The organism is Acidovorax benzenivorans (assembly GCF_028680575.1).
In the GTDB taxonomy this organism is placed as follows: domain Bacteria; phylum Pseudomonadota; class Gammaproteobacteria; order Burkholderiales; family Burkholderiaceae_C; genus Acidovorax; species Acidovorax benzenivorans.
This window is the reverse complement of record NZ_JAPCKI010000008.1, coordinates 33,084-52,130: the sequence shown is the minus strand read 5'-3', so window position 1 is coordinate 52,130 and position 19,047 is coordinate 33,084. Positions and strand designations below refer to the sequence as shown.

The 19,047-nt window shown below is 67.6% G+C and carries 19 protein-coding genes; 11 read left to right on the top strand and 8 right to left on the bottom strand.

All coding sequences use genetic code 11. The features are described 5' to 3' along the window. Window positions 1-20: 20 nt before the first annotated feature. Window positions 21-1,004: a tripartite tricarboxylate transporter substrate binding protein gene (locus tag OIN59_RS15245; RefSeq protein WP_274111770.1), complete on the top strand. Its 984-nt coding sequence runs from the start codon at window positions 21-23 to the stop codon at window positions 1,002-1,004. A 218-nt stretch (window positions 1,005-1,222) separates the two neighbouring features. Here OIN59_RS15245 and folK read toward each other — a convergent pair whose 3' ends face one another. Genes folK through hda form a run of 4 tightly spaced genes read right to left on the bottom strand, consistent with a single transcriptional unit; the run spans window position 1,223 to window position 4,826 of the window. After that, window positions 1,223-1,735, bottom strand: a complete 513-nt coding sequence (gene folK / locus OIN59_RS15240; RefSeq protein ID WP_274112013.1) for a 2-amino-4-hydroxy-6-hydroxymethyldihydropteridine diphosphokinase — start codon at window positions 1,733-1,735, stop codon at window positions 1,223-1,225. Between the two features lie 11 nt (window positions 1,736-1,746). Next, window positions 1,747-3,342 (bottom strand): polynucleotide adenylyltransferase PcnB, encoded by a 1,596-nt coding sequence (gene pcnB, locus OIN59_RS15235; protein ID WP_274111768.1) that lies wholly within the window; start codon window positions 3,340-3,342, stop codon window positions 1,747-1,749. A gap of 40 nt (window positions 3,343-3,382) precedes the next feature. Further along, window positions 3,383-4,093, bottom strand: a complete 711-nt coding sequence (locus tag OIN59_RS15230) for a histidinol-phosphatase (RefSeq protein ID WP_274111765.1) — start codon at window positions 4,091-4,093, stop codon at window positions 3,383-3,385. A 34-nt stretch (window positions 4,094-4,127) separates the two neighbouring features. Beyond that, window positions 4,128-4,826, bottom strand: coding sequence for a DnaA regulatory inactivator Hda (gene hda, locus OIN59_RS15225; protein ID WP_274112011.1), 699 nt, complete (start codon window positions 4,824-4,826; stop codon window positions 4,128-4,130). Window positions 4,827-5,094: 268 nt separating this feature from the next. Here hda and OIN59_RS15220 point away from each other — a divergent pair, with 268 nt between their 5' ends. From OIN59_RS15220 to OIN59_RS15210, 3 genes are all read left to right on the top strand, one after another. After that, window positions 5,095-6,312: an MFS transporter gene (locus OIN59_RS15220; protein ID WP_274111763.1), complete on the top strand. Its 1,218-nt coding sequence runs from the start codon at window positions 5,095-5,097 to the stop codon at window positions 6,310-6,312. A 77-nt stretch (window positions 6,313-6,389) separates the two neighbouring features. Beyond that, window positions 6,390-7,439, top strand: a complete 1,050-nt coding sequence (gene purM, locus OIN59_RS15215) for a phosphoribosylformylglycinamidine cyclo-ligase (RefSeq protein ID WP_274111761.1) — start codon at window positions 6,390-6,392, stop codon at window positions 7,437-7,439. Window positions 7,440-7,472: 33 nt separating this feature from the next. Next, window positions 7,473-8,579: an AI-2E family transporter gene (locus OIN59_RS15210; protein WP_274111760.1), complete on the top strand. Its 1,107-nt coding sequence runs from the start codon at window positions 7,473-7,475 to the stop codon at window positions 8,577-8,579. A gap of 103 nt (window positions 8,580-8,682) precedes the next feature. On the opposite strand, the gene OIN59_RS15205 is transcribed toward OIN59_RS15210, so the two are convergent. Beyond that, window positions 8,683-9,804 carry an extracellular catalytic domain type 1 short-chain-length polyhydroxyalkanoate depolymerase gene (locus tag OIN59_RS15205; RefSeq protein ID WP_274111758.1) on the bottom strand — a complete coding sequence of 374 codons (1,122 nt, stop codon included), beginning with the start codon at window positions 9,802-9,804 and terminating at the stop codon, window positions 8,683-8,685. A 325-nt stretch (window positions 9,805-10,129) separates the two neighbouring features. On the opposite strand from OIN59_RS15205, the gene OIN59_RS15200 reads away from it, so the two are divergent. From OIN59_RS15200 to OIN59_RS15180, 5 genes are all read left to right on the top strand, one after another. Next, window positions 10,130-10,690 carry a cysteine hydrolase family protein gene (locus OIN59_RS15200; protein WP_274111756.1) on the top strand — a complete coding sequence of 187 codons (561 nt, stop codon included), beginning with the start codon at window positions 10,130-10,132 and terminating at the stop codon, window positions 10,688-10,690. Further along, window positions 10,687-11,322: a DJ-1/PfpI family protein gene (locus OIN59_RS15195; protein ID WP_274111754.1), complete on the top strand. Its 636-nt coding sequence runs from the start codon at window positions 10,687-10,689 to the stop codon at window positions 11,320-11,322. The genes OIN59_RS15200 and OIN59_RS15195 overlap by 4 nt, the downstream gene beginning before the upstream one ends. Window positions 11,323-11,356: 34 nt before the next feature. Further along, a complete protein-coding gene (locus tag OIN59_RS15190; RefSeq protein WP_274111752.1) occupies window positions 11,357-12,352 on the top strand; it encodes a GlxA family transcriptional regulator in 996 nt (331 codons plus the stop codon). A 92-nt stretch (window positions 12,353-12,444) separates the two neighbouring features. Next, the gene (locus tag OIN59_RS15185) at window positions 12,445-12,951 is read left to right on the top strand and encodes a GAF domain-containing protein (RefSeq protein ID WP_274111750.1); all 507 of its coding nucleotides are present in this window, start codon (window positions 12,445-12,447) and stop codon (window positions 12,949-12,951) included. Continuing rightward, on the top strand, window positions 12,948-13,337 hold the full coding sequence (locus tag OIN59_RS15180; RefSeq protein WP_274111748.1) for a DNA-binding transcriptional response regulator: 390 nt from the start codon (window positions 12,948-12,950) through the stop codon (window positions 13,335-13,337). Before OIN59_RS15185 ends, OIN59_RS15180 begins: the two co-directional genes overlap by 4 nt. Before the next feature lie 31 nt (window positions 13,338-13,368). Here OIN59_RS15180 and ppk2 read toward each other — a convergent pair whose 3' ends face one another. Continuing rightward, entirely contained in the window at window positions 13,369-14,283 is a 915-nt protein-coding gene (gene ppk2 / locus OIN59_RS15175; protein WP_274111746.1) for a polyphosphate kinase 2, read from the bottom strand. A gap of 149 nt (window positions 14,284-14,432) precedes the next feature. Here ppk2 and OIN59_RS15170 point away from each other — a divergent pair, with 149 nt between their 5' ends. Together OIN59_RS15170 and OIN59_RS15165 are read left to right on the top strand one after the other, a co-directional pair. Beyond that, window positions 14,433-15,473 carry a transporter gene (locus OIN59_RS15170; protein WP_274111744.1) on the top strand — a complete coding sequence of 347 codons (1,041 nt, stop codon included), beginning with the start codon at window positions 14,433-14,435 and terminating at the stop codon, window positions 15,471-15,473. 85 nt (window positions 15,474-15,558) lie between these two features. Continuing rightward, window positions 15,559-16,404 carry a ParB N-terminal domain-containing protein gene (locus tag OIN59_RS15165; protein WP_274111742.1) on the top strand — a complete coding sequence of 282 codons (846 nt, stop codon included), beginning with the start codon at window positions 15,559-15,561 and terminating at the stop codon, window positions 16,402-16,404. Window positions 16,405-16,435: 31 nt separating this feature from the next. Here the strand turns inward: OIN59_RS15165 and OIN59_RS15160 are convergent, their stop codons facing one another. Together OIN59_RS15160 and murJ are read right to left on the bottom strand one after the other, a co-directional pair. Then, a complete protein-coding gene (locus OIN59_RS15160; protein ID WP_274111740.1) occupies window positions 16,436-17,287 on the bottom strand; it encodes a SirB1 family protein in 852 nt (283 codons plus the stop codon). Window positions 17,288-17,378: 91 nt separating this feature from the next. Next, window positions 17,379-18,944 carry a murein biosynthesis integral membrane protein MurJ gene (murJ, locus tag OIN59_RS15155; protein ID WP_274111738.1) on the bottom strand — a complete coding sequence of 522 codons (1,566 nt, stop codon included), beginning with the start codon at window positions 18,942-18,944 and terminating at the stop codon, window positions 17,379-17,381. Between the last annotated feature and the right edge of the window lie 103 nt (window positions 18,945-19,047).

The window sequence follows — 19,047 nt, the reverse complement described above, 5'->3', positions numbered from 1 at the left end:
TTTTTTGCACAATGGCACCCATGAACCGCAGAAACCTCATCCTCCTCGCTAGCGCCGCTGCCGCCGCAACGGTTTTTTCGTCCTCCGCCGCATGGGCTCAGGATGCGGGCCAGCCCATCCGCCTGATCGTGCCGTATGCCCCAGGCGGCCCCATCGACGTCACGGCCCGCGCGCTGGCCGAACGCGTGCGCGATTCGCTGGGCACGGTCATCATCGACAACAAGGGCGGTGCAGGCGGCAACATTGGCGCCGACGCCATTGCCAAGGCCGCCCCCGACGGCCTGACCATCGGTATCGCTGCCACCGCCACCCACGCGGTCAACCCCTGGCTGTATGCGCGTATGCCGTACGACGCGGGCAAGGACTTCGCGGGCATCACGCAGATGGTGCGCGTGCCCAACGTGCTGGTCATCAACGCCGCCAAGGCCGAACAGCTCAAGATCAACACCCTGGCCGACCTGATTGCCTACGCCAAGGCCAACCCCGCCAAGCTCAACTACGGCAGTGGCGGCAATGGCAGTGCGGGCCACCTGGCGGGCGAGATGTTCAAGCAGCGCGCGGGCATCTACGCCCTGCACATCCCCTACCGGGGCGCCAACCCGGCCCAGCTGGCGCTGCTGGCGGGCGAGGTGGACTTCAACATCGACAACCTGGCCGCCGCCGCCCCCAACATCCGCGCAGGCAAGCTCAAGGCGCTGGCCGTGACCTCGCTGGACGCCTCGGCCTCGCTGCCGGGCGTGCCACCGCTGTCGGCCACGTTCAAGGGTTTCTCCATCGACACCTGGTGGGGCCTGGTGGCACCCGCTGCCACGCCCAAGCCCATCATCGACAAGCTGAACAAGGCCTTTGTGGCGGCGCTGAACGCCCCCGAGACCAAGACCCGTTTTGGTGCACTGCTGGCAGAGCCTGTAGCTACCACACCGCAGCAGTTCGACAGCTTCATGGCCAGCGAACGCGCCAAGTACCAGCAGGTGGTGAAGGCGTCCGGGGCGAAGGTAGATTAACCCCCTGAGCGGCTGCGCGCTCGGTGCCGCCGCCAGAGGCGGCAGCTCTTCGATGCCGCCCGCAGCCTGGCGAAGCCGGTTCCACGGTGGCACTGGCGTTGGTGCCGCGCCAGTTTCATCTGGTGCGGGGAAGCCATCTCACCAGGAAAGTTTTTTAAGCCTTTTTGGCCTCTAGCGCTTATCCATAAAGCACTAACAGCTCCTGATTCAGGAGCAAACTATCTACTCACCACAGCGTCTGCCCAACCTGGGCCTTCCAACTGGTGAATGTCCTGCGATGCCACGGCCTGCAACACTGCGGCCTCCACGCGCTCCGGCACCAGGTCGGCCAGGGGGCGCAGCACAAACGCGCGCTCGGCCATGCGGGGGTGGGGCACGGTGAGTGTGGGGGTGTCGATCACCTGGTCGCCAAACCACAGAATGTCGAGGTCCAGCGTGCGCGGCGCGTTGCGGTAGGGGCGCTCGCGGCCGGCAGATAGCTCAATGGCTTGCAGGGCACCCAACAGGGCCTCAGGTGCCAGGGTCGTTGTCAGCTCGGCCACGGCGTTGAGGTAGTCCGGGCCACCGGCATCGACCGGTGCGCTGCCGTAGAGTGGCGACACGCGCGTTACCTGGGTACCGGGCAACTGACCGATGGCGGCCAACGCATTGCACAAGGCCTCTTGCCGCTCGCCCAGGTTGGCGCCCAGGCCCACATAGACCCAAGAGGGCCGCTCGGCCTGCTCGCCCATGTCCAGCAGGTTCACTCGCCAGCCGCGCCAGGCGCAGCACCCTCGCCGCCCCCGCCGCTACCGGGCTTGCGGCGACGACGGCGGCGCTTCTTGGGCGCACCGCCGTCGGCGGCAAATTCGGCCTCGCCGCCTGCATGTTCCGTGTCTTGGGCGAGGCCAGAGGCACGTGGTGCTGCGGCAGGCGGCGCACTGCGCGGCACACGCTTGACCACGGGCTGCGCTTTCTGGCGCGCTTTCTGCTCTTCCTTCGCCTGATCCATCAGGTCATCGCGACGCTCGTCGTCCGCCGCCTGGAAGTCTTGCCACCACTCGGCCAGTGCTTCTTCGACCTCGCCCACATCGGCGCGCAGGCGCATGAAGTCGAACCCGGCCCTGAAGCGCGGCTGCATCACCATGCCATACGGGGTATTGCCCACGCGCTTTTCAAATCGCGGCTGCATGACCCAGATCTCGCGCATGTCGGCGGCCAGCTTGCCCCGGCCCGACACGTCGCCAATGCGCTTGTCGAACACTTCGTCGATGGCCTCCTGCAGCGCGGGCAGAGGATGCTGGCGCTGGTTCAGGCGCTCCGTCCAGCCATTGCGCACGTCCTCCCACAGCACGCAGGCCAGCAAGAAGCTGGGCGCCACGGGCTTGCCTTCGTTCACGCGGCGGTCGGTGTCCACCAGAGCGGCTTTGACAAACGGCGTATCTGCACGCTCCACGGCCACGTCCAACAGGGGGTAGATGCCCTTGGACATGCCCAGCTTGCGCAGTTGCTCGATGGTGGCAATGGCGTGGCCGGTTTGCAGCAGCTTGAGCATTTCATCGAACATGCGGCTTTGGGGCACCTCGGCCAGCAGCGCCTGCGACTGCACCAGCGGTGCGGCCGACTTGGCATCGATGCTGAAGCCCAGCGGGCTGAGCTTGGCCGCAAACCGCACGGCGCGGATGATGCGCACCGGGTCTTCGCGGTAGCGCGTGGCGGGGTCGCCAATCATGCGCAGCGTCTTCTTCTTGGCGTCCTGCAGACCCTTGTGGTAGTCCACCACGATCTGGCTGACCGGGTCGTAGTACATGGCGTTCACGGTGAAGTCGCGGCGCGTGGCGTCTTCGTCCTGCGGGCCCCAGACGTTGTCGCGCAGCACGCGGCCGCTGGCGTCCACGGCATGCTGCATGCCCGACAGCTGGGCCTTGCTGGTCTTTTCGTTGCCCGCCACCTGGCCTGCGGCGGCGTTGTCGAGGTAGGCGCGGAAGGTGGAGACCTCGATCACCTCATGCTCGCGGCCCCGGCCGTGCACCACGTGCACGATGCGAAAGCGCTTGCCGATGATGAAGGCGCGGCGAAACAGCCCCTTGACCTGCTCGGGCGTGGCATTGGTGGCCACGTCGAAGTCCTTGGGGCGCAGGCCCAGCAGCAGGTCGCGCACGGCGCCGCCCACGATGTAGGCCTCGAAGCCCGCGTCCTTGAGCGTCTGCACCACCTCGGCGGCGCGGCGGTCCACCAACTCGGGGTTGATGCCATGCACCGAGGCGGGCACCTCTTCGCGCTTGCCGAAGTGGGGCTTGCCGCCCGAGGTTCCAGGCGTCGATTTGCCCAGCAGTTTGTCGATGAACTTCTTGATCATGGGTAGGGAGGTATCAGGGGTGCTGCGCTCGCGCAGGGGGTCAGGAGGCCGCCTGGCTGGCGGGTGCTGCGAACAGGTCCAGTATGCGCCAGCCGCGCTCCTGGGCCAGGGCGCGCAGGCGCGGGTCGGGGTTGGTGGCCACGGGGTGGTTCACCTTCTCCAGCAGGGGCACGTCGTTCATGGAGTCGCTGTAGAACGTGCTTTCGACATCGGCCCAGGCCAGTTGCCGCTGGGCCAGCCATTGTTCCATGCGCCGCACCTTGCCTTCGCGCATGGTGGGAATGCCGTCGATTTCGCCGGTGAACCAGCCGCTGGTATCGCGCACCAGTTGCACCGCCAGCAGTTGCGGCACGCCCAGCGCCTGGGCGATGGGCGTGGTCACAAACTCATTGGTGGCGGTGACGATCAGCACCTCGTCACCCGCCGACTGGTGCTGGCGGATCAGGTCGAGCGCCTGCGGCTGGATGGCAGGCGTGATGACCTCGCGCATGAACTGCTGGTGCGCAGCCGCTGCGGCCTCGGGCCCGCGCAGGCGCACGGCCTCGGTCGCAAAACGCACGTAGTCGTGTACATCGAGCGTGCCCGCCTGATAGTGGGCATAAAACTCGTCGTTGCGACGCGCGAACTCCACCGGGTCGTTCCAGCCGATGCGGATGGTGAACTCGCCCCACTCGTAGTCGGAGTCCAGGGGCAGCAGCGTGTGGTCCAGGTCAAACAGCGCAAGCCGCAGGCGGCGGGGTTCAGAAGTCATTCAGGTTCACAAAAAGACAAAAGTGGGTCCAGCATCATTCCGATTCGAGCATCGTCTTGAGCAGCGGAATCGTGATGGCGCGCTGGGTGCGCAAGGCAAACGCATCAAGCTGGTCCAGCAGCTGCATGAGGCTGCCCAGGTCGCGCGAGAAGCGGTTGAGCATGTAGTCCATGACGTCGTCACCCAGGAACACGCCGCGTGCATCGGCCTCCTGGCGCAACACGGCGCGGCGCTCGGCCTCGCCCAGCAATTGCAGCTGGAACACATGGCCCCAGCCCAGGCGGCTGCGCAGGTCGTCGCGCAGCGGCAGGTCGGCCGGGGGCAGGTCACCCGCAGCCAGCACCCAGCGCTGGCTGCCGCTGGCAGGGCTGATGGCGTTGACGAACCAGTTGAAGGCGGTGGCCTGCTGGGCGGTGCTGTACAGGTGCACATCGTCCATGACCACGGCGGCCCAGTGTTCATCAAAATCCGGCGGCTCGCCCACCGAGGGGTCGAGCCAGCCTACGCTGGAGCCCTGCTCGCGCAGGGCCTGGCGCACGGCCTGGAGTAAATGGGTCTTGCCACTGCCGGGCTCGCCCCACAGGTAGGTGGGCACGGGAGACCGGGTGGCCTCGCTGCTGCCCACCCCGGCAGCCAGGCGCAGGTGCTGCAGCGCGGCCTCGTTGGGCCCGGCAAAAAAACGGTCCAAAGTAGGCCCGGTGGCCAGGCCAATGTCGAGCGCCAGTTGCTTCATCAGCATGCGCGAAATCCGTGCAGCACGGGCTGGCCCATGGCGGTGGGTGCGAGATCGGCGGTCAGGGAAGGGGTCAGCAGCGGCATCACAAATGGGTGAGAAGGCACCGGGCCGTCGAGGACTCCGGCCAGGCGCGGCGGCAAAGTGGCGTACGGCGCGTGGTCACCGACCGGCTCCCTTGCAGGGGCTGGGTGACAATGGCCGCGATTTTAGTCTGCCGCCAGCCCCCATGGCCGCCACCTGGCCCCACCCTCACCCGCCCTGCACCATGGCCCCTCCCACTGCCCCCACCAAGCGCCTGCCCGCCAGCATCTGGGCCCTGGGCTTCGTCAGTCTGCTGATGGACGTGTCGTCCGAGATGATCCACAGCCTGCTGCCGGTATTCCTGGTCACCACGCTGGGCGTGAGCATGCTGGCGGTGGGCCTCATCGAGGGGGCCGCCGAGGCCACGGCGCTGATGCTCAAGGTGTTCTCGGGGGTGCTGAGCGACTGGTGGGGGCGGCGCAAGCCGCTGGCGGTGCTGGGCTACGGGCTGGGGGCGCTGTCCAAGCCGCTGTTTGCCATGGCACCCACCGTGGGCCTGGTGGTCACGGCGCGCCTGATCGACCGCGTGGGCAAGGGCATCCGGGGCGCGCCGCGCGATGCGCTGGTGGCCGACCTGGCACCGCCCGGCATGCGTGGCGCGGCGTTCGGGCTGCGGCAGTCGCTCGATACCGTGGGCGCCTTTGTGGGCCCGCTGCTGGCCATGGGCCTGATGCTGCTGTGGGCCAACGACTTCCGCGCGGTGTTCTGGGTGGCCGTGATTCCGGCCGCCCTGTGCGTGGCCCTGCTGCTGGTGGGCGTGCGTGAGCCCGAGCGCGCCGCCAGTGCCGTGCGCACCAACCCCATCCGCCGCGACAACCTGCGCCGCCTGAGCAGCGCCTACTGGTGGGTGGTGGCCCTGGGCGCCGTGTTTACGCTGGCGCGCTTCAGCGAGGCGTTTTTGGTGCTGCGCGTGCAACAGGGTGGTCTGCCGCTGGCCTGGACGCCCCTGGTGCTGGTGCTGATGAACGTGGTGTTTGCACTGGGCGCCTACCCGCTGGGCAAACTGGCAGACAGCACCCGCCACACCACGCTGCTGGCCTGGGGGCTGGTGGCGCTGATCGCGGCCGATGCGCTGCTGACCTTCAGCGACCGGGGTGTCGTCGCCTGGCTGGGCATTGCGCTGTGGGGCCTGCACATGGCCATGACGCAGGGTCTGCTGGCCACGATGGTGGCCGACACCGCGCCCGCCGACCTGCGGGGCACGGCGTTTGGCATGTTCAACCTGGTCAGTGGTGTGGCGCTGCTGGTGGCCAGCGGCCTGGCAGGCCTGCTGTGGGACCGGCTGGGCGCCAGCGCCACGTTTGGTGCCGGAATGCTGTTTGCCACGCTGGCGCTGGCCGGTGTGCTGGTGCAATCCGCACGGCACGGTCGCACCCCAAAGCCCCCCGACCCACAGGGCTGAGAAAGTGCGTCAGGGCGTGCCCCTTAAAATCCCCGGATTCCAGCCCGCTCGGCGGGCCTACCAGCACCACACCACCCATGAGCTCTTCTGCCCCCTCCACCCCCATCTCCTACAAAGACGCCGGCGTTGACATCGACGCGGGCGACGCCCTGGTCGAGCGCATCAAGCCGCTGGCCAAGAAGACCATGCGCGAAGGCGTGCTGGCGGGCATTGGCGGCTTTGGCGCGCTGTTTGAAGTGCCCAAGCGCTACAAAGAGCCCGTGCTGGTCTCTGGCACCGATGGCGTGGGCACCAAGCTCAAGCTGGCGTTTGAATGGAACATGCACGACACCGTGGGCATCGACCTGGTGGCCATGAGCGTGAACGACGTGCTGGTGCAAGGCGCCGAGCCGCTGTTCTTCCTGGACTACTTTGCCTGCGGCAAGCTCGATGTGGACACGGCCGCTGCCGTGGTTGGCGGCATCGCCAAGGGCTGCGAACTGAGCGGCTGCGCTCTGATCGGCGGCGAAACCGCCGAAATGCCCGGCATGTACCCTGCGGGCGAATACGACCTGGCCGGTTTTGCCGTGGGCGCGGTCGAAAAGTCCAAGATCCTGACCGGCAAGGACGTGGCCCCTGGCGATGTGGTGCTGGGCCTGGCCAGCCACGGCGTGCACTCCAACGGCTTCTCGCTGGTGCGCAAGTGCATTGACCGAGCCGAAGCCGCTGGCACCGTGCCCGCCACGCTGGACGGCAAGCCCTTCAAGCAGGCCATCATGGAGCCCACCCGCCTGTACGTGAAGAACGTGCTGGCCGCGCTGGCCGCACATCCCATCAAGGCCCTGGCCCACATCACCGGCGGTGGCCTGCTGGAGAACATCCCCCGCGTGCTGCCCGACGGCACGGCTGCCCACCTGAAGAAGGGCAGCTGGCCCCAGACCGAGCTGTTCGCCTGGCTGCAGAAGACTGCGGGCATCGACGACATCGAGATGAACCGCACCTTCAACAACGGCATCGGCATGGTGGTGGTGGTGGACGCGGCCAACGCCGAAGCCACGGCCGCCACGCTGCGTGCGGCAGGTGAGCAGGTGTACGCGATTGGCACGATCGCAGCGCGCGGCGAGGGCGCCGCCGTCGTGGTGGCCTGACCCCCCGCCTGGAACACTGCCCCCTCATCGCGCATGGCGCAGCGCCCCTCCCCAGCCCCCGCACCCTCAGCGCGGCCTGAGCCCACGCCCACCACACTGCCGCCGCGCGCCCTGAACCAGGGCATCGTGGTGGCCAGCTACCTGCTGGTGGCCGCCGTACTGCTGCTGGTGATGTGGCGCGGCCTCCTGCCCGGCCTGCTGTGTGTGTGCCTGGGCTTTTTGCTCACCCGCGCGCTCACGGGCTGGTTTGCGGCGGGGTTGGGCCGCATCCAGCGCCAAGCTCCCCCGTCTACCACCAGCCTGCGCGCAGCGCAGGTCACGGCCGCTGGTCTGGTGATGCTGCTGCCCCTGGCGCTGCTGGCGCTGGGCCTCACCCATTCGCGTGGCTACCTGGTCAACGCACCGCAGCAGTACCAGGAACTGCTCACCTACATGGCCCGCACGGTGCTGGAGCTGCGCCTGAAGCTGCCGGCCGACATGGCCACCCACCTGCCCGAGGGTGTGGCCGACATCCAGCGCATCATTGCCAGCTACCTGGGCGCCAAGGCCGGGGCCCTGGCCATGGCGGGGCGGGCCTGGCTGGCAGGCGTGCTGTTTGCCTACGTGGGCCTGCTGATCGGCGCACTGGCTGCCGTACGGCCACCGGTGCTGGCGCGTGGCCCGCTGGCCCAGCAGCTCAAGCTGCGCATCACGCTGTTTGGCGAGGCGTTCCGCCAGATCGTGGCAGCACAGTTCTGGATCGCGGCGTTCAACACCCTGCTCACCGCCCTCTTCCTGCTGTTTGTGCTGCCCGCGTGGGGGCTGCAACTGCCCTATACGCCGGTGCTGATCACCTTCACCTTCGTGGCCGGGCTGGTGCCCATCGTGGGCAACCTGGTGTGCAACGTGGTAATCACCATCGTGGGGCTGTCGGTGTCGCCGCTGGCGGCGGCCGCCTGCCTGGGGTTTCTGATCCTGATCCACAAGGCCGAATACGTGATCAACGCCAAGGTGGTGGGCCGCCGCACCCAGATGGGCGTGTGGGAGCTGCTGAGCGTGATGTTCGTGGCCGAGGCCGTGTTCGGCCCCGCCGGGCTGGTAGCGGCGCCGCTGTTCTACGCCTACCTCAAGAAGGAACTGGTGGCCGCACGGCTGGTGTGACCGCAGCCTTGCCCCCGCCTTCGGGAGCAGCCTCTGGCTCTTGTGATCACTTTTTGATAGCAACAAGCGCAATGAACATAAGCGCCTGCTGCATTTTTCGTTACTATTTTCCGAATTGCCGGGCCACAAAGGCCCAGACCAGCGCCGACGCATCGGGCCCGGTCGGGTCGCTGTAGGGCAACTGGGCGGCGCCACCGCTCCAGGCATGGGCCAGCCCGACCACCTCGCGCAGGGCCACCACGGTGCGGCCACGGGTCTTGAATTCGGTCACCCGCATGGGGTAACGCTGGCCGCGCTGCAAAGTGCGGATGGCGCTCGCCCGCGCGCCCAGCGCATCGGCCCACAACAAGGCGGTGGCCGCTGCATTGCGCATCGACACCACGCCATCGGCATCCCCATGCAGGATCAGCAGCGGGGGCAAGGCCGCAGGGGCGCTGACGGGCAGCACGGTAGCGTCCGTCGGTGCGACCGCAGCGGCAACCGCAGAAGGGTCCGGCAGATGGGCTTCGCGGCGGCCATGCATGGCCGCCAGGGCGGTGGCGGCGGACTCGGCGGTGCCGGGCGCCACGCCGGAATGCATGGCCACCGCGCAGAACCGGTCGGGGTAAAGCGCCGCCATCAGCACCGCCATGCTGGCGCCAGCCGACAACCCGGCCACCGCCACCCGTGCCAGGTCCACCGGCAGGCGGCGCGCCACCTTGTCCACGGCAGCCAGCAGCGTGGCGGCTTCGGCCTCGGCCCGGCCGCTGCGGCGTTCAAACCAGTTCCAGCAGCCGTGGGCGTTGGCCATGCGCTCCTGCTCCGGGTACAGCACCACAAACCGATGGCGCGCCGCCAGCCGGTTCATGCGCGACACGGCAGCCATGTCCCGCCCCGTCTGGCCGCAGCCGTGCAGCATCACCAGCAGCGGCAGCTTCTCGCCCGGCTGCAGGGCCAACGTGGCGGGCACATACGCATGAAACCGCCGCGCCCCCGCCGGGCCGGGCGCAATGCCAGAGATCCACTCGCCCCGCACGGGCACCGGCTTGCCTGCCGGGTGCGGTGTGCGGGCCGTGGAGGGAGCTTTGGCAACCGCCACCTTGTGCGGCACCGCCCGCAGCTTGGACGCCGCCTTGGCCCGCAACGGCCGGGTGGTGGCCCGTGCAGCCCGCGTGAAGGCCTTGAGATTGCGCTGGTAGGCCCGCGCCAGGGACGACAGCGAGAACAGGCGGGAGCGGCGGGGCATAGGCAGGCAGGTGGTCTTGCGGGCGATGTTCAAAAATCAGGGAAAACCCTAGCCACCTTAACAGCTTCCCGCTCGCCCTGGATTTTGCTATGTTTTTAATAGCTTCAAAGGAATGATTTACCGGCGCAAAACGCCAATTCACCCTCAAAACCTGCACTAAAGAGCGAGCAAGGCACCTGGAATGGTCTGCACGCTCCAGCCCGGCAGATCATCCGTCAGAGAATGATGGCTGAAATTGATCGAATCGTGTCTCCACCAGTTCGGACAGTGTGCCCCTGCGCGGCGAACATAAGCGCATCCCAACCACTTCCTTTGCGAGCACACCATGAAAACCTGTCTGATAGTGATTGATGTCCAGGAGTCGTTCCGCCACCGCCCCTTTTTCACCGAACATGACCTGCCCGCCTACCTGCAAGCGCAGAACGCGCTGATCGACGGGTGTGTCGCCCAGGGTATTCCGGTGGTGCGCGTGTTCCACAGCGACGGCCCCGAAGTGGCCGAGAACCCGTTCTCGCAGGTCTCGGGCCAGGTACGGCCCCTGCAAGGCTTGGCCACCTTCGACGCGGCAGCCACCTTCACCAAGTCGCGCCACAGCGCGCTGGTGGGCACGGGCCTCGATGTATGGCTGACACGCCACGGCATCCAGCGCCTGATCGTGAGCGGCATCCGCACCGAACAATGCTGCGAAACCACCACCCGCCACGCCTCTGACCTGGGCTGGGACGTGGACTACGTGACCGACGCCACCCTGACCTGGGACATGGTGCAGCCCGACGGCCAGGTGCTGGCAGCGGCCGACATCAAGACCCGCACGGCCACCGTGCTGCAAGGCCGCTTCGCCACCCTGTGCACCGTGCAGCAGGCGCTGGACCGGGCCGCAGCATGAGCAGCGTTACCCCCGCCCACCGCGCGCACCCTTTGCAAGTGGCCATCCTCGTTTTCGACGACGTGGAGGCCCTGGACCTGGGCGGGCCCTATGAGGTCCTCACCACCGCCAGCCGCATGCACCAGCGGCAACACCCTGGCGCGCCTGCACCGTTTGTGGTGCAGTGCGTGGCCCGCAGCATGGGTCCGGTGCGCGCCCGCGCGGGCTTGTGCGTGTTGCCCGATGCGGACTTTGCCAACGCAACCGTGCCAGATGTGCTCATCGTGCCCGGCGGGGTGGTTGATGCCGCTGCGGCCTGCCCCGCCACCCGCGCCTGGGTCGCCCAGGCAGCAGGCCATGCGCAGATCACGGCCTCGGTGTGCACAGGGGCCTTCATCCTGGCCGCAGCCGGTGTGCTGACCGAAGGCCCGGCCACCACCCACTGGGAGGACATCGCCGACCTGCGCGCGCAGTACCCCGCACTCGACGTGCAGGAGAATGTGCGCTGGGTGGACCGGGGTGCGCTGGTCACGTCTGCAGGCATCAGCGCGGGTATCGACATGAGCCTGCACCTGGTCACCCGGCTGGTGGGCGCGGCGCTGTCCGAGCGCACGGCCCGCCAGATGGACACGCCCTGGAACCCCACGCCATGACACGCTTTTGAGGCGCCCTCGCTGACAACCACCCATGCAAAACCCGGCCCCTTCCCCCATCCACGTCTATTTCGCCCTGCTGCCAGGCAGCCTGGTGCTGGACTGGGCGGGCCCGGCCGAAGCGCTGCGCATCGCCAACCAGACCCTGGCCAAACAAGGCCAGCCCGAGCGGTTTGTGCAGCACTTTGTGAGCCCCACGCCCGAGTCTGTCTCGTCGGTAGGCGCCGTGCTGACCCAGCTGGAGCCGCTGCCTGCCACCCTGCCCAGTCCCGCCTGGGTGGTGCTGGTGGGGCTGGCCGGGCAACACATCGCGGTGGACGGCGCCGAGGCCCGCGCGCTGCTCCACTGGCTGCGCGGGCTGCGGCCCGTGGCGGGGCAGCTGGAGCTGATCACCGTGTGCGCGGGCTCGGTGCTGGCCGCCCATGCCGGCCTGCTGACCGGGCGCCGCGCCACCACCCACCACCAGCATCTGGACGAGCTGGCCGCCGTGGACCCGCGCTGCGACGTGGTCGCCAACCGCGTGTTTGTGGCCGATGGCGCCGTGTACAGCAGCGCGGGCGTGACCACGGGCATCGACCTGCTGCTGCACCGCATCTCGGACACCTGTGGCCCCGCGCTGGCCGCGCAGGTGGCGCAGGCCATGGTGGTGGCCCTGCGCCGGGGGCCCAACGACCCCGAGTTTTCGCCGTTTTTGCACCACCGCAACCACCTGCACCCCGCCCTGCACCGCGTGCAGGATGCCGTGGGCCAGCAGCCCCAGGCCGACTGGAGCGTGCCCCAGATGGCCGAGGTAGCCCACACCTCGCCCCGGCACCTCACGCGGCTGTTTCTGGAACATGCGGGCATCGCCCCCCTGCAATACCTGCGCCGCATCCGCCTGGCCACCGCCGAGGCCGCGCTGCGGTCCGGCCAGAACGTGACGCAGGCCGCGCTGATGGCAGGGTTCAGCTCGGACACCCAGCTGCGCCGGGCATGGCACCAGTTCGGGCGCGGCGGCACCCCGTCGCAGGGCAGCGCGCGCAGCCATTGAGGGGTGAGGCACAGGCCGTGCCGCGCCGTGCAGCCCCTCGGCACCGGCTGATAATCGGGTCCTTTGCCGCACCACCCCACCGGGTCGCCACCATGCAAGAACCACCCCGCCCCGCCGATGAGCCGGACCGCCTGCAGGCGCTGCGCCAGTTGCTGATTCTGGACACGCCGCCCGAAGAGCGGTTTGACCGCCTGACGGCTTTTGCCGCGCAGGAGTTCGATGTGCCCACGGCGCTGCTCTCGCTGATCGATGACGACCGCCAGTGGTTCAAGTCGCGGGTGGGCATGAACCAATGCGAGACCTCGCGGGGCATCTCGTTCTGCGGCCACGCCATCCTGCAGGACGACATCATGGTGGTGCCCGATGTGAACCAGGACGAGCGCTTCATCGGCAACCCGCTGGTGACGGGCGAGCCCCACATCCAGTTTTATGCCGGTGCTCCGCTCAAACTGCCGGGCGGGCAGAACGTGGGCACGCTGTGCCTGATCGACAACAAACCGCGCACCCTGGACGCCATCGACCTGGCCATCCTGGGGTCGCTGCGCGACTTGGCGGTGGAAGAGCTGGTGCGGCGCGACCAGGGAGCCCCGACCCCATGAGCGACCACAACCCCCAGGATATTTTGCTGATCGAACCCAGCTCGCTGACCGGCAGCATCATCGTCGCCACGGCCCGCCAATTGAACCTGCCAGTGGTGCGACAGGTGAACAGCGTGCGCATGGCCCAGCAGCGGCTGGGCCACGAGAACTATGCGGGCGTGATCGTCTCGCTTGACGAGCAAGAGCAGGAGGCCGTCGCCCTGCTGGAGCAAGTGCGCAACGATGCGCTGGCCGTCAGGGCCAGCGTGCCGGTGGCGGTGACCACCACACAGGTGGATGCGACCACCGCCGTGAAGATGAAGGCCCTGCAGGTGCGGCGGGTGTTGATCAAACCCTTCAAGGTGCGGGACGTGATCGCCACCATCACCATGCTGAAGGACGCGTAACCACGCCCTCGCGCACAACGCGCCGGTGGGTTCAGTAGATCTCCGGCACGTACATGCTGGCAGGCACGGGCTGGCGCAAATACTCGGGGTTGCGCACGCGGTCGGGCAGCACCACGGGCGGGTGTGGCACCTCCTGGTAAGGCAACTGACCCAGTAGGTGCGCGATGCAGTTCAGGCGCGCCTTTTTCTTGTCCACCGCCTGCACCACCCACCAGGGGGCTTCGGGGATGTGGGTGCGCTCCAGCATCGTTTCTTTGGCCTTGGTGTAGGCCTCCCAACGCACGCGGCTTTCCAGGTCCATGGGGCTGAGCTTCCACTGCTTGAGCGGGTCGTGGATGCGCCCCAGAAAACGCAGGTGCTGCTCTTCATCGGTGATGGAGAACCAGTATTTGACCAACGTGATGCCCGAGCGCACCAGCATCTTCTCGAACTCGGGCACGGTGCGGAAGAACTCTTCGTACTCATCGTCGCTGCAAAAACCCATCACCCGCTCGACGCCCGCGCGGTTGTACCAGCTGCGGTCAAACAGCACCATTTCGCCTGCCGCAGGCAGGTGTGCCACATAACGCTGAAAGTACCACTGCGTGCGCTCGCGGTCGTTGGGTGCGGGCAGTGCCGCCACGCGGGCCACGCGGGGGTTCAGGCGTTGGGTAATGCGCTTGATGACGCCGCCCTTGCCAGCCGCATCGCGCCCCTCGAACAGGATCACCACCTTCTGGCGGCTGTGCTGCACCCAGTCCTGCAGCTTGACGAGTTCGCCCTGCAGGCGAAACAGGTCCTTGAAATACTGCTGGCGCGCCAGCTTGTCGCCAGGGCTGGGGGCGCCAATGTCATCGACCTCGCGGTCTTCGATCTCCAGCTCCAGCTCTTCGTCGTAGCTGTCGATGAGGTCGTTGGCGATGCGCTGCATCAGCTCCTGGGTGTCAAGGGCGTTGTTGTAGAACATGGGCAAGCATCCGGCGGTAGTGCAAAACAGATGCGCGATGGTGGACTGCCGCAGTGACAGCGCCGTGACACTGGCGTGATCTGTCACAACGTTGTCATGCCCTGAGGCCAGCATGCGAGGCCGTGCCGCCCGCAGACCACTCCCCCCTTTTGTCCACCCCTCTCTCCGCCAGCGCCAGCCAGAACTACGGCGGAGACGCCGCCGGGCTGATCTGCGGCTACCTGCTGGGCGCCAACACCCCGCCGCATGAGGTGGATACGGCCCAGGCCGCGCAGTGGCTGGCGAGCCTGCAGGCCGGGGCCGCGCCGCCAGGGCAGTTCCTGTGGTTGCACTTCAACCTGAGCCACGCGCAGGCCGTGCGCTGGATGGAGCGGCACGCCGACCTGCCTGAAGCCTTTTTTGACGCGCTCAAGGACCGTTCGGTGTCCACCCGCATCGAGCGCGACGACGACACGCTCATCGCAGTGCTCAACGACGCACATTTTGATTTTGCGTTCGAGCCCTCGGACATCGCCACGCTATGGACCAGCGTGGCGCCGCACCTGATGGTGACAGGCCGCACGCGCCCACTGCGGTCGGTGGACGCGCTGCGAACCGCTGTGCGCAGCGGCAATGCGCCCTGCTCCAGCGTGGCGTTGCTGGCCGAACTGATGCGCACCCAGGCCTCGGGCCTGGTGGACATCGTGCGGGGCGTGACCCAGCGGATTGACGACGTGGAAGACGCGCTGCTGGCTGGGCGCCTGGACCACAAACGCGCGCGGCTCGGTGTGTTGCGGCGCTTGCTGGTGCGTCTGCAGCGACTGCTGGCGCCCGAGCCTGCCGCGCTGTTTCGCCTGCTGCAGCACCCGCCTGTCTGGATGGGCGCCGACGACGCACAGGAGCTGCGCGATTCGACCGAGGAGTTTTCGGTGGTGCTGCGCGACATGCAGGGCCTGCAGGAGCGCATCAAGCTGCTGCAGGAAGAGATCGCCGCCAGCGTGCAGGAGGCCAACAGCCGCAGCCTGTTTGTACTGACCGTGGTAACCGTGCTCGCACTGCCCATCAACATCCTGGCAGGCCTGTTTGGAATGAACGTGGGTGGCGTGCCGCTGGCGGACAACGGGCATGGCTTCTGGATCATCGTGGCCGTGGTGGCGGCCTTCACGGCAGTAGCGGGCTGGCTGGCCCTGCGGGGCACACGCGACGCTTAGAACCTGTTCGCCGTCTTTTCGGGGTCGGGCGCCTGGGCCTCTACAATCGCGCCCCTTGCCCAGATCCCCCGGACCGCCTGCCACCATGAACATCGTCGTCAACGAAGAACTCAAAGCCTACATCGAACCCCTGACCCAGGACGAGCACGACGCGCTGGAACGCAGCATCCTGACCGAAGGCTGCCGCGACGCGCTGGTGCTGTGGGGCGATGTGTTGGTGGACGGCCACAACCGCTATGGCATCTGCCAAAAGCATGGCCTGCCGTTTCAGACCGTGCAGAACCCCCGTTTCCAGTCGATGGAAGACGTGCACCTGTGGATGATCGACCAGCACCTGGGCCGCCGCAGCGTGTCGGATTTCCAGCGCGGTGTGCTGGCGCTGCGCAAGCGCGAGATCATGGCCGAGCGCAAAGCCCGAGCAGCCGCCTCTACAGAGGCCGCCGAAGCCCCCCCCGCCCCTGACGCGCCCGAAGCCGCTGCCGCCCTGCCCGCCCCCGACCCGTTGAGCAGCCGCGAGGCCATTGCCAAGGCTGCGCGCCTGAGCAGCAGCCAGGTGGTGATGATCGAAAAGATCCAGAAGCAGGCGGCGCCCGAGCTGGTAGCGGCCGTGAAGTCCGGCACCATCTCCATCAACGCCGCAGCCGCCGTGGCCACCCTGCCCGCCGAGGAACAGGTGGCGGCAGCGGCGGCCGGCAAGGACGAACTCAAGCAGGCTGCCAAGCGCGTGCGCGAACTCAACAAGCGCAAGCCACGCGAGGAGGCTGCGATAGAAGAGAGCCCAGCAGACGCACCCGCCGACTCCGCACCGGCCACCGACGAGCTACACACCCTGCGCACCCGCGTGGCAGAGCTGACGGCGGAGAACACCGAGCTGCGCCGTCAGGTGGCGCAATTGCAGGCAGCGCTGCCTGCAGACAGCACGCCGTTCTAAAACGTGTTTTTCAGAGGGGCAACGCCGGGGGTCAGCCGTTGGCGTTGCGCAGTGCGCTCAGCCGGTCGGCAATGAGGTCGATGTCCAGCCCGTCTTCACTGTGGGCCAGGTAGGCATCCAGGTCGGCCACGGCCTCGGCCGTGTTGCCACGCTCGGCATGCGCCAGGCCCCGGTCACGCCGTTCGCCCCAGGCCTGGGGTAACAACACGATCAACCGGTCCAGCACGGCGACCAGCCGTTGCCAGTCCTGCTGGGCGCGGTGCACCTCTTTGAGGTTGCGCAGCATGCGCGCAATGATGTCGCGCGGCGTGGCCGCCTGCAGGTACAGGCCGAGCGGCACGTCGTAATCGTCCACCAGACCATTGCGGCGCTTGTAGGGCTCCAGCCGCTCGGCCAGCTCCTCGCGGCTGAGTGACTGGCCCGAGATCGGGTCCAACACCACCTGGCCCTTGGGCAGCAGCACCTTGACCATGAAGTGCCCCGGGAACGCAATGCCCCGCGCATGCAGGCCCAGGCCCTGGGCCAGTTCCATCCACAGCACGGCCAGGCTGATGGGGATACCCCGGCGCGTGCGCAGCACGGCGTTGAGGTAGCTGTTCTCGGGGTCGTAGTAGTTGTTGATGTTGCCGCCGAAGCCCAGGTCGGTAAAAAAGAACTGGTTGAGCGTGCGCAGCCGCTGCAGCGCGGGCGCATCGGCGGGCAGGCGGCGCTTGATGCGGGCCTGCAGCTGGTCCACATCACCCAGCAGTTGCTGCACGTCGAACTCGGGGTATTCGTCTTGTGCGAGGCTGGCTGCGGCTTCGAGCAGCGGAAAGTGGTCGTCGCTTTGCACCAGCGATGCAAAGTACTCCAGCGAGGTGGGCACGGAAAGGCTCAGGGACATGGCAGCTTTGTACGGGGCCGTCGCCATGGCGTCAAGCCACAGAAGAACGGGCTTTGCAGGGTATTTCGGGGGCCAGGTCTGCCGCAGCCGTTCAGCGGCGCAGCAACTGGCGCAGCTTCAGGCCGGCCGCCCACAAGGCGCCAAAGTACAGCACCGCTGCCGCAGCCATCATCGCGGCCAGCAGGCCGATGCGTTGCAGGCGCTGTGCCTTCATTTCCACCCAGTCGAAATGCTGGGCACCCCAAACCAGCAGCACTGCCAGCAAGGCACTGGCCGCCACCACCTGCAGGGCAAACTTGCCCCAGCCCGGCAGGGGCTTGTAGCTACCGCGCCGCAGCAGCCCCACCAGCAGCCAGGTGGCGTTGATGACCGCGCCCACGCCAATCGACAGCGTCAGCGCCGCATGCTGCAAATAGGGCACCAGCACAAAGTTCATCATCTGCGTGAGCACCAGCACCGCCACGGCAATCAGCATGGGCGTGCGCATGTCGTGCTTGGCAAAGTAGCCCGGCGCCAACACCTTGATGGCCACGATGCCCACAATGCCCACCCCGTAGCCCGCCAGGGCCAGCGTGGTCTGCTGCACGTCCCGGTCGGCAAAGGCACCGTAGTGGTAGAGCACGGCCACCAGCGGCTTGGCAAACACCAGCAGCGCCACCATGCAGGGCACCGACAGCACCACCACCAGCCGAAGCCCCCAGTCAAGCATGGCCGAGTAGCGTTCGTCGTCCTGCTTGGCTCGGGCGCTGGCCAGTTGCGGCATCAGCACCACGCCCAGCGCCACCCCCAGCAGGGCGGTGGGCAGCTCCATCAGGCGGTCGGCATAGGTGATCCAGCTCACGCTGCCAGTGGCCAGGTGCGAGGCAATCTGCGTATTGATGAGCAGGGAGACCTGCGCCACGCTCACACCCAGCAGAGCAGGCAGCATCAGGCGCGCCACCTTGCGGGTGGTGGGGTCGGCCCAGGCCGCGCGGATGGCGGACCAGCGCACACCAATGTGTGGCAACAGCCCCAGGCGCAGCAGCGCGGGCACCTGGATGGCCAATTGCAGCAGGCCACCCAGCATCACGCCCGCCGCCTGCGCGTAGATGGGCTCGATGCCGTGGCGCGCAAACAAGGGCGCGCCCAGCGTGATGGACAGGATGAGTGCGATGTTGAGCAGCACCGGCGACGCTGCGGGCACTGCAAACTTCTTCCAGGTGTTGAGAATGCCCCCCGCCAGCGCCACCAGCGACATGAAGCCGATGTAGGGGAACATCCAGCGCGTCATGGTGACGGCGGCGTCAAAACCCTGGGGCGACTGCTGGAGGCCGCTGGCCATGGCCCACACCATCCAGGGCGCACCCAGCACGCCAGCGATGCACAGCAGCACCAGTGTCCAGGCCAGCAAGGTGCCCACATGGTCGATCAGTGCCCGCGCACCATCGTCACCATCCTGGGCGCGGGCGGCAGCCAGCACCGGCACAAAAGCCTGGCTGAAAGCGCCCTCGCCCAGCACGCGGCGGAACAGGTTGGGAATGCGGAACGCCACATTGAAGGCGTCCGTCATGGCGCTGACCCCGAAGACGGAGGCCATGAGCAACTCGCGCACCAGCCCGGTGATACGGGAGACGAGAGTCAATAGGGAGACGGTGGAGGCGGCTTTGAACAGTGACACCGCAAGAAGTGTAGCCCCCCTGAGCCGCTGCGCGTCTTCCCCCGGAAGGGCCGCACCCGCTGGCCTGGCGGAGCCAGTTCCACGGGTGCGCTCGCGATGGCGC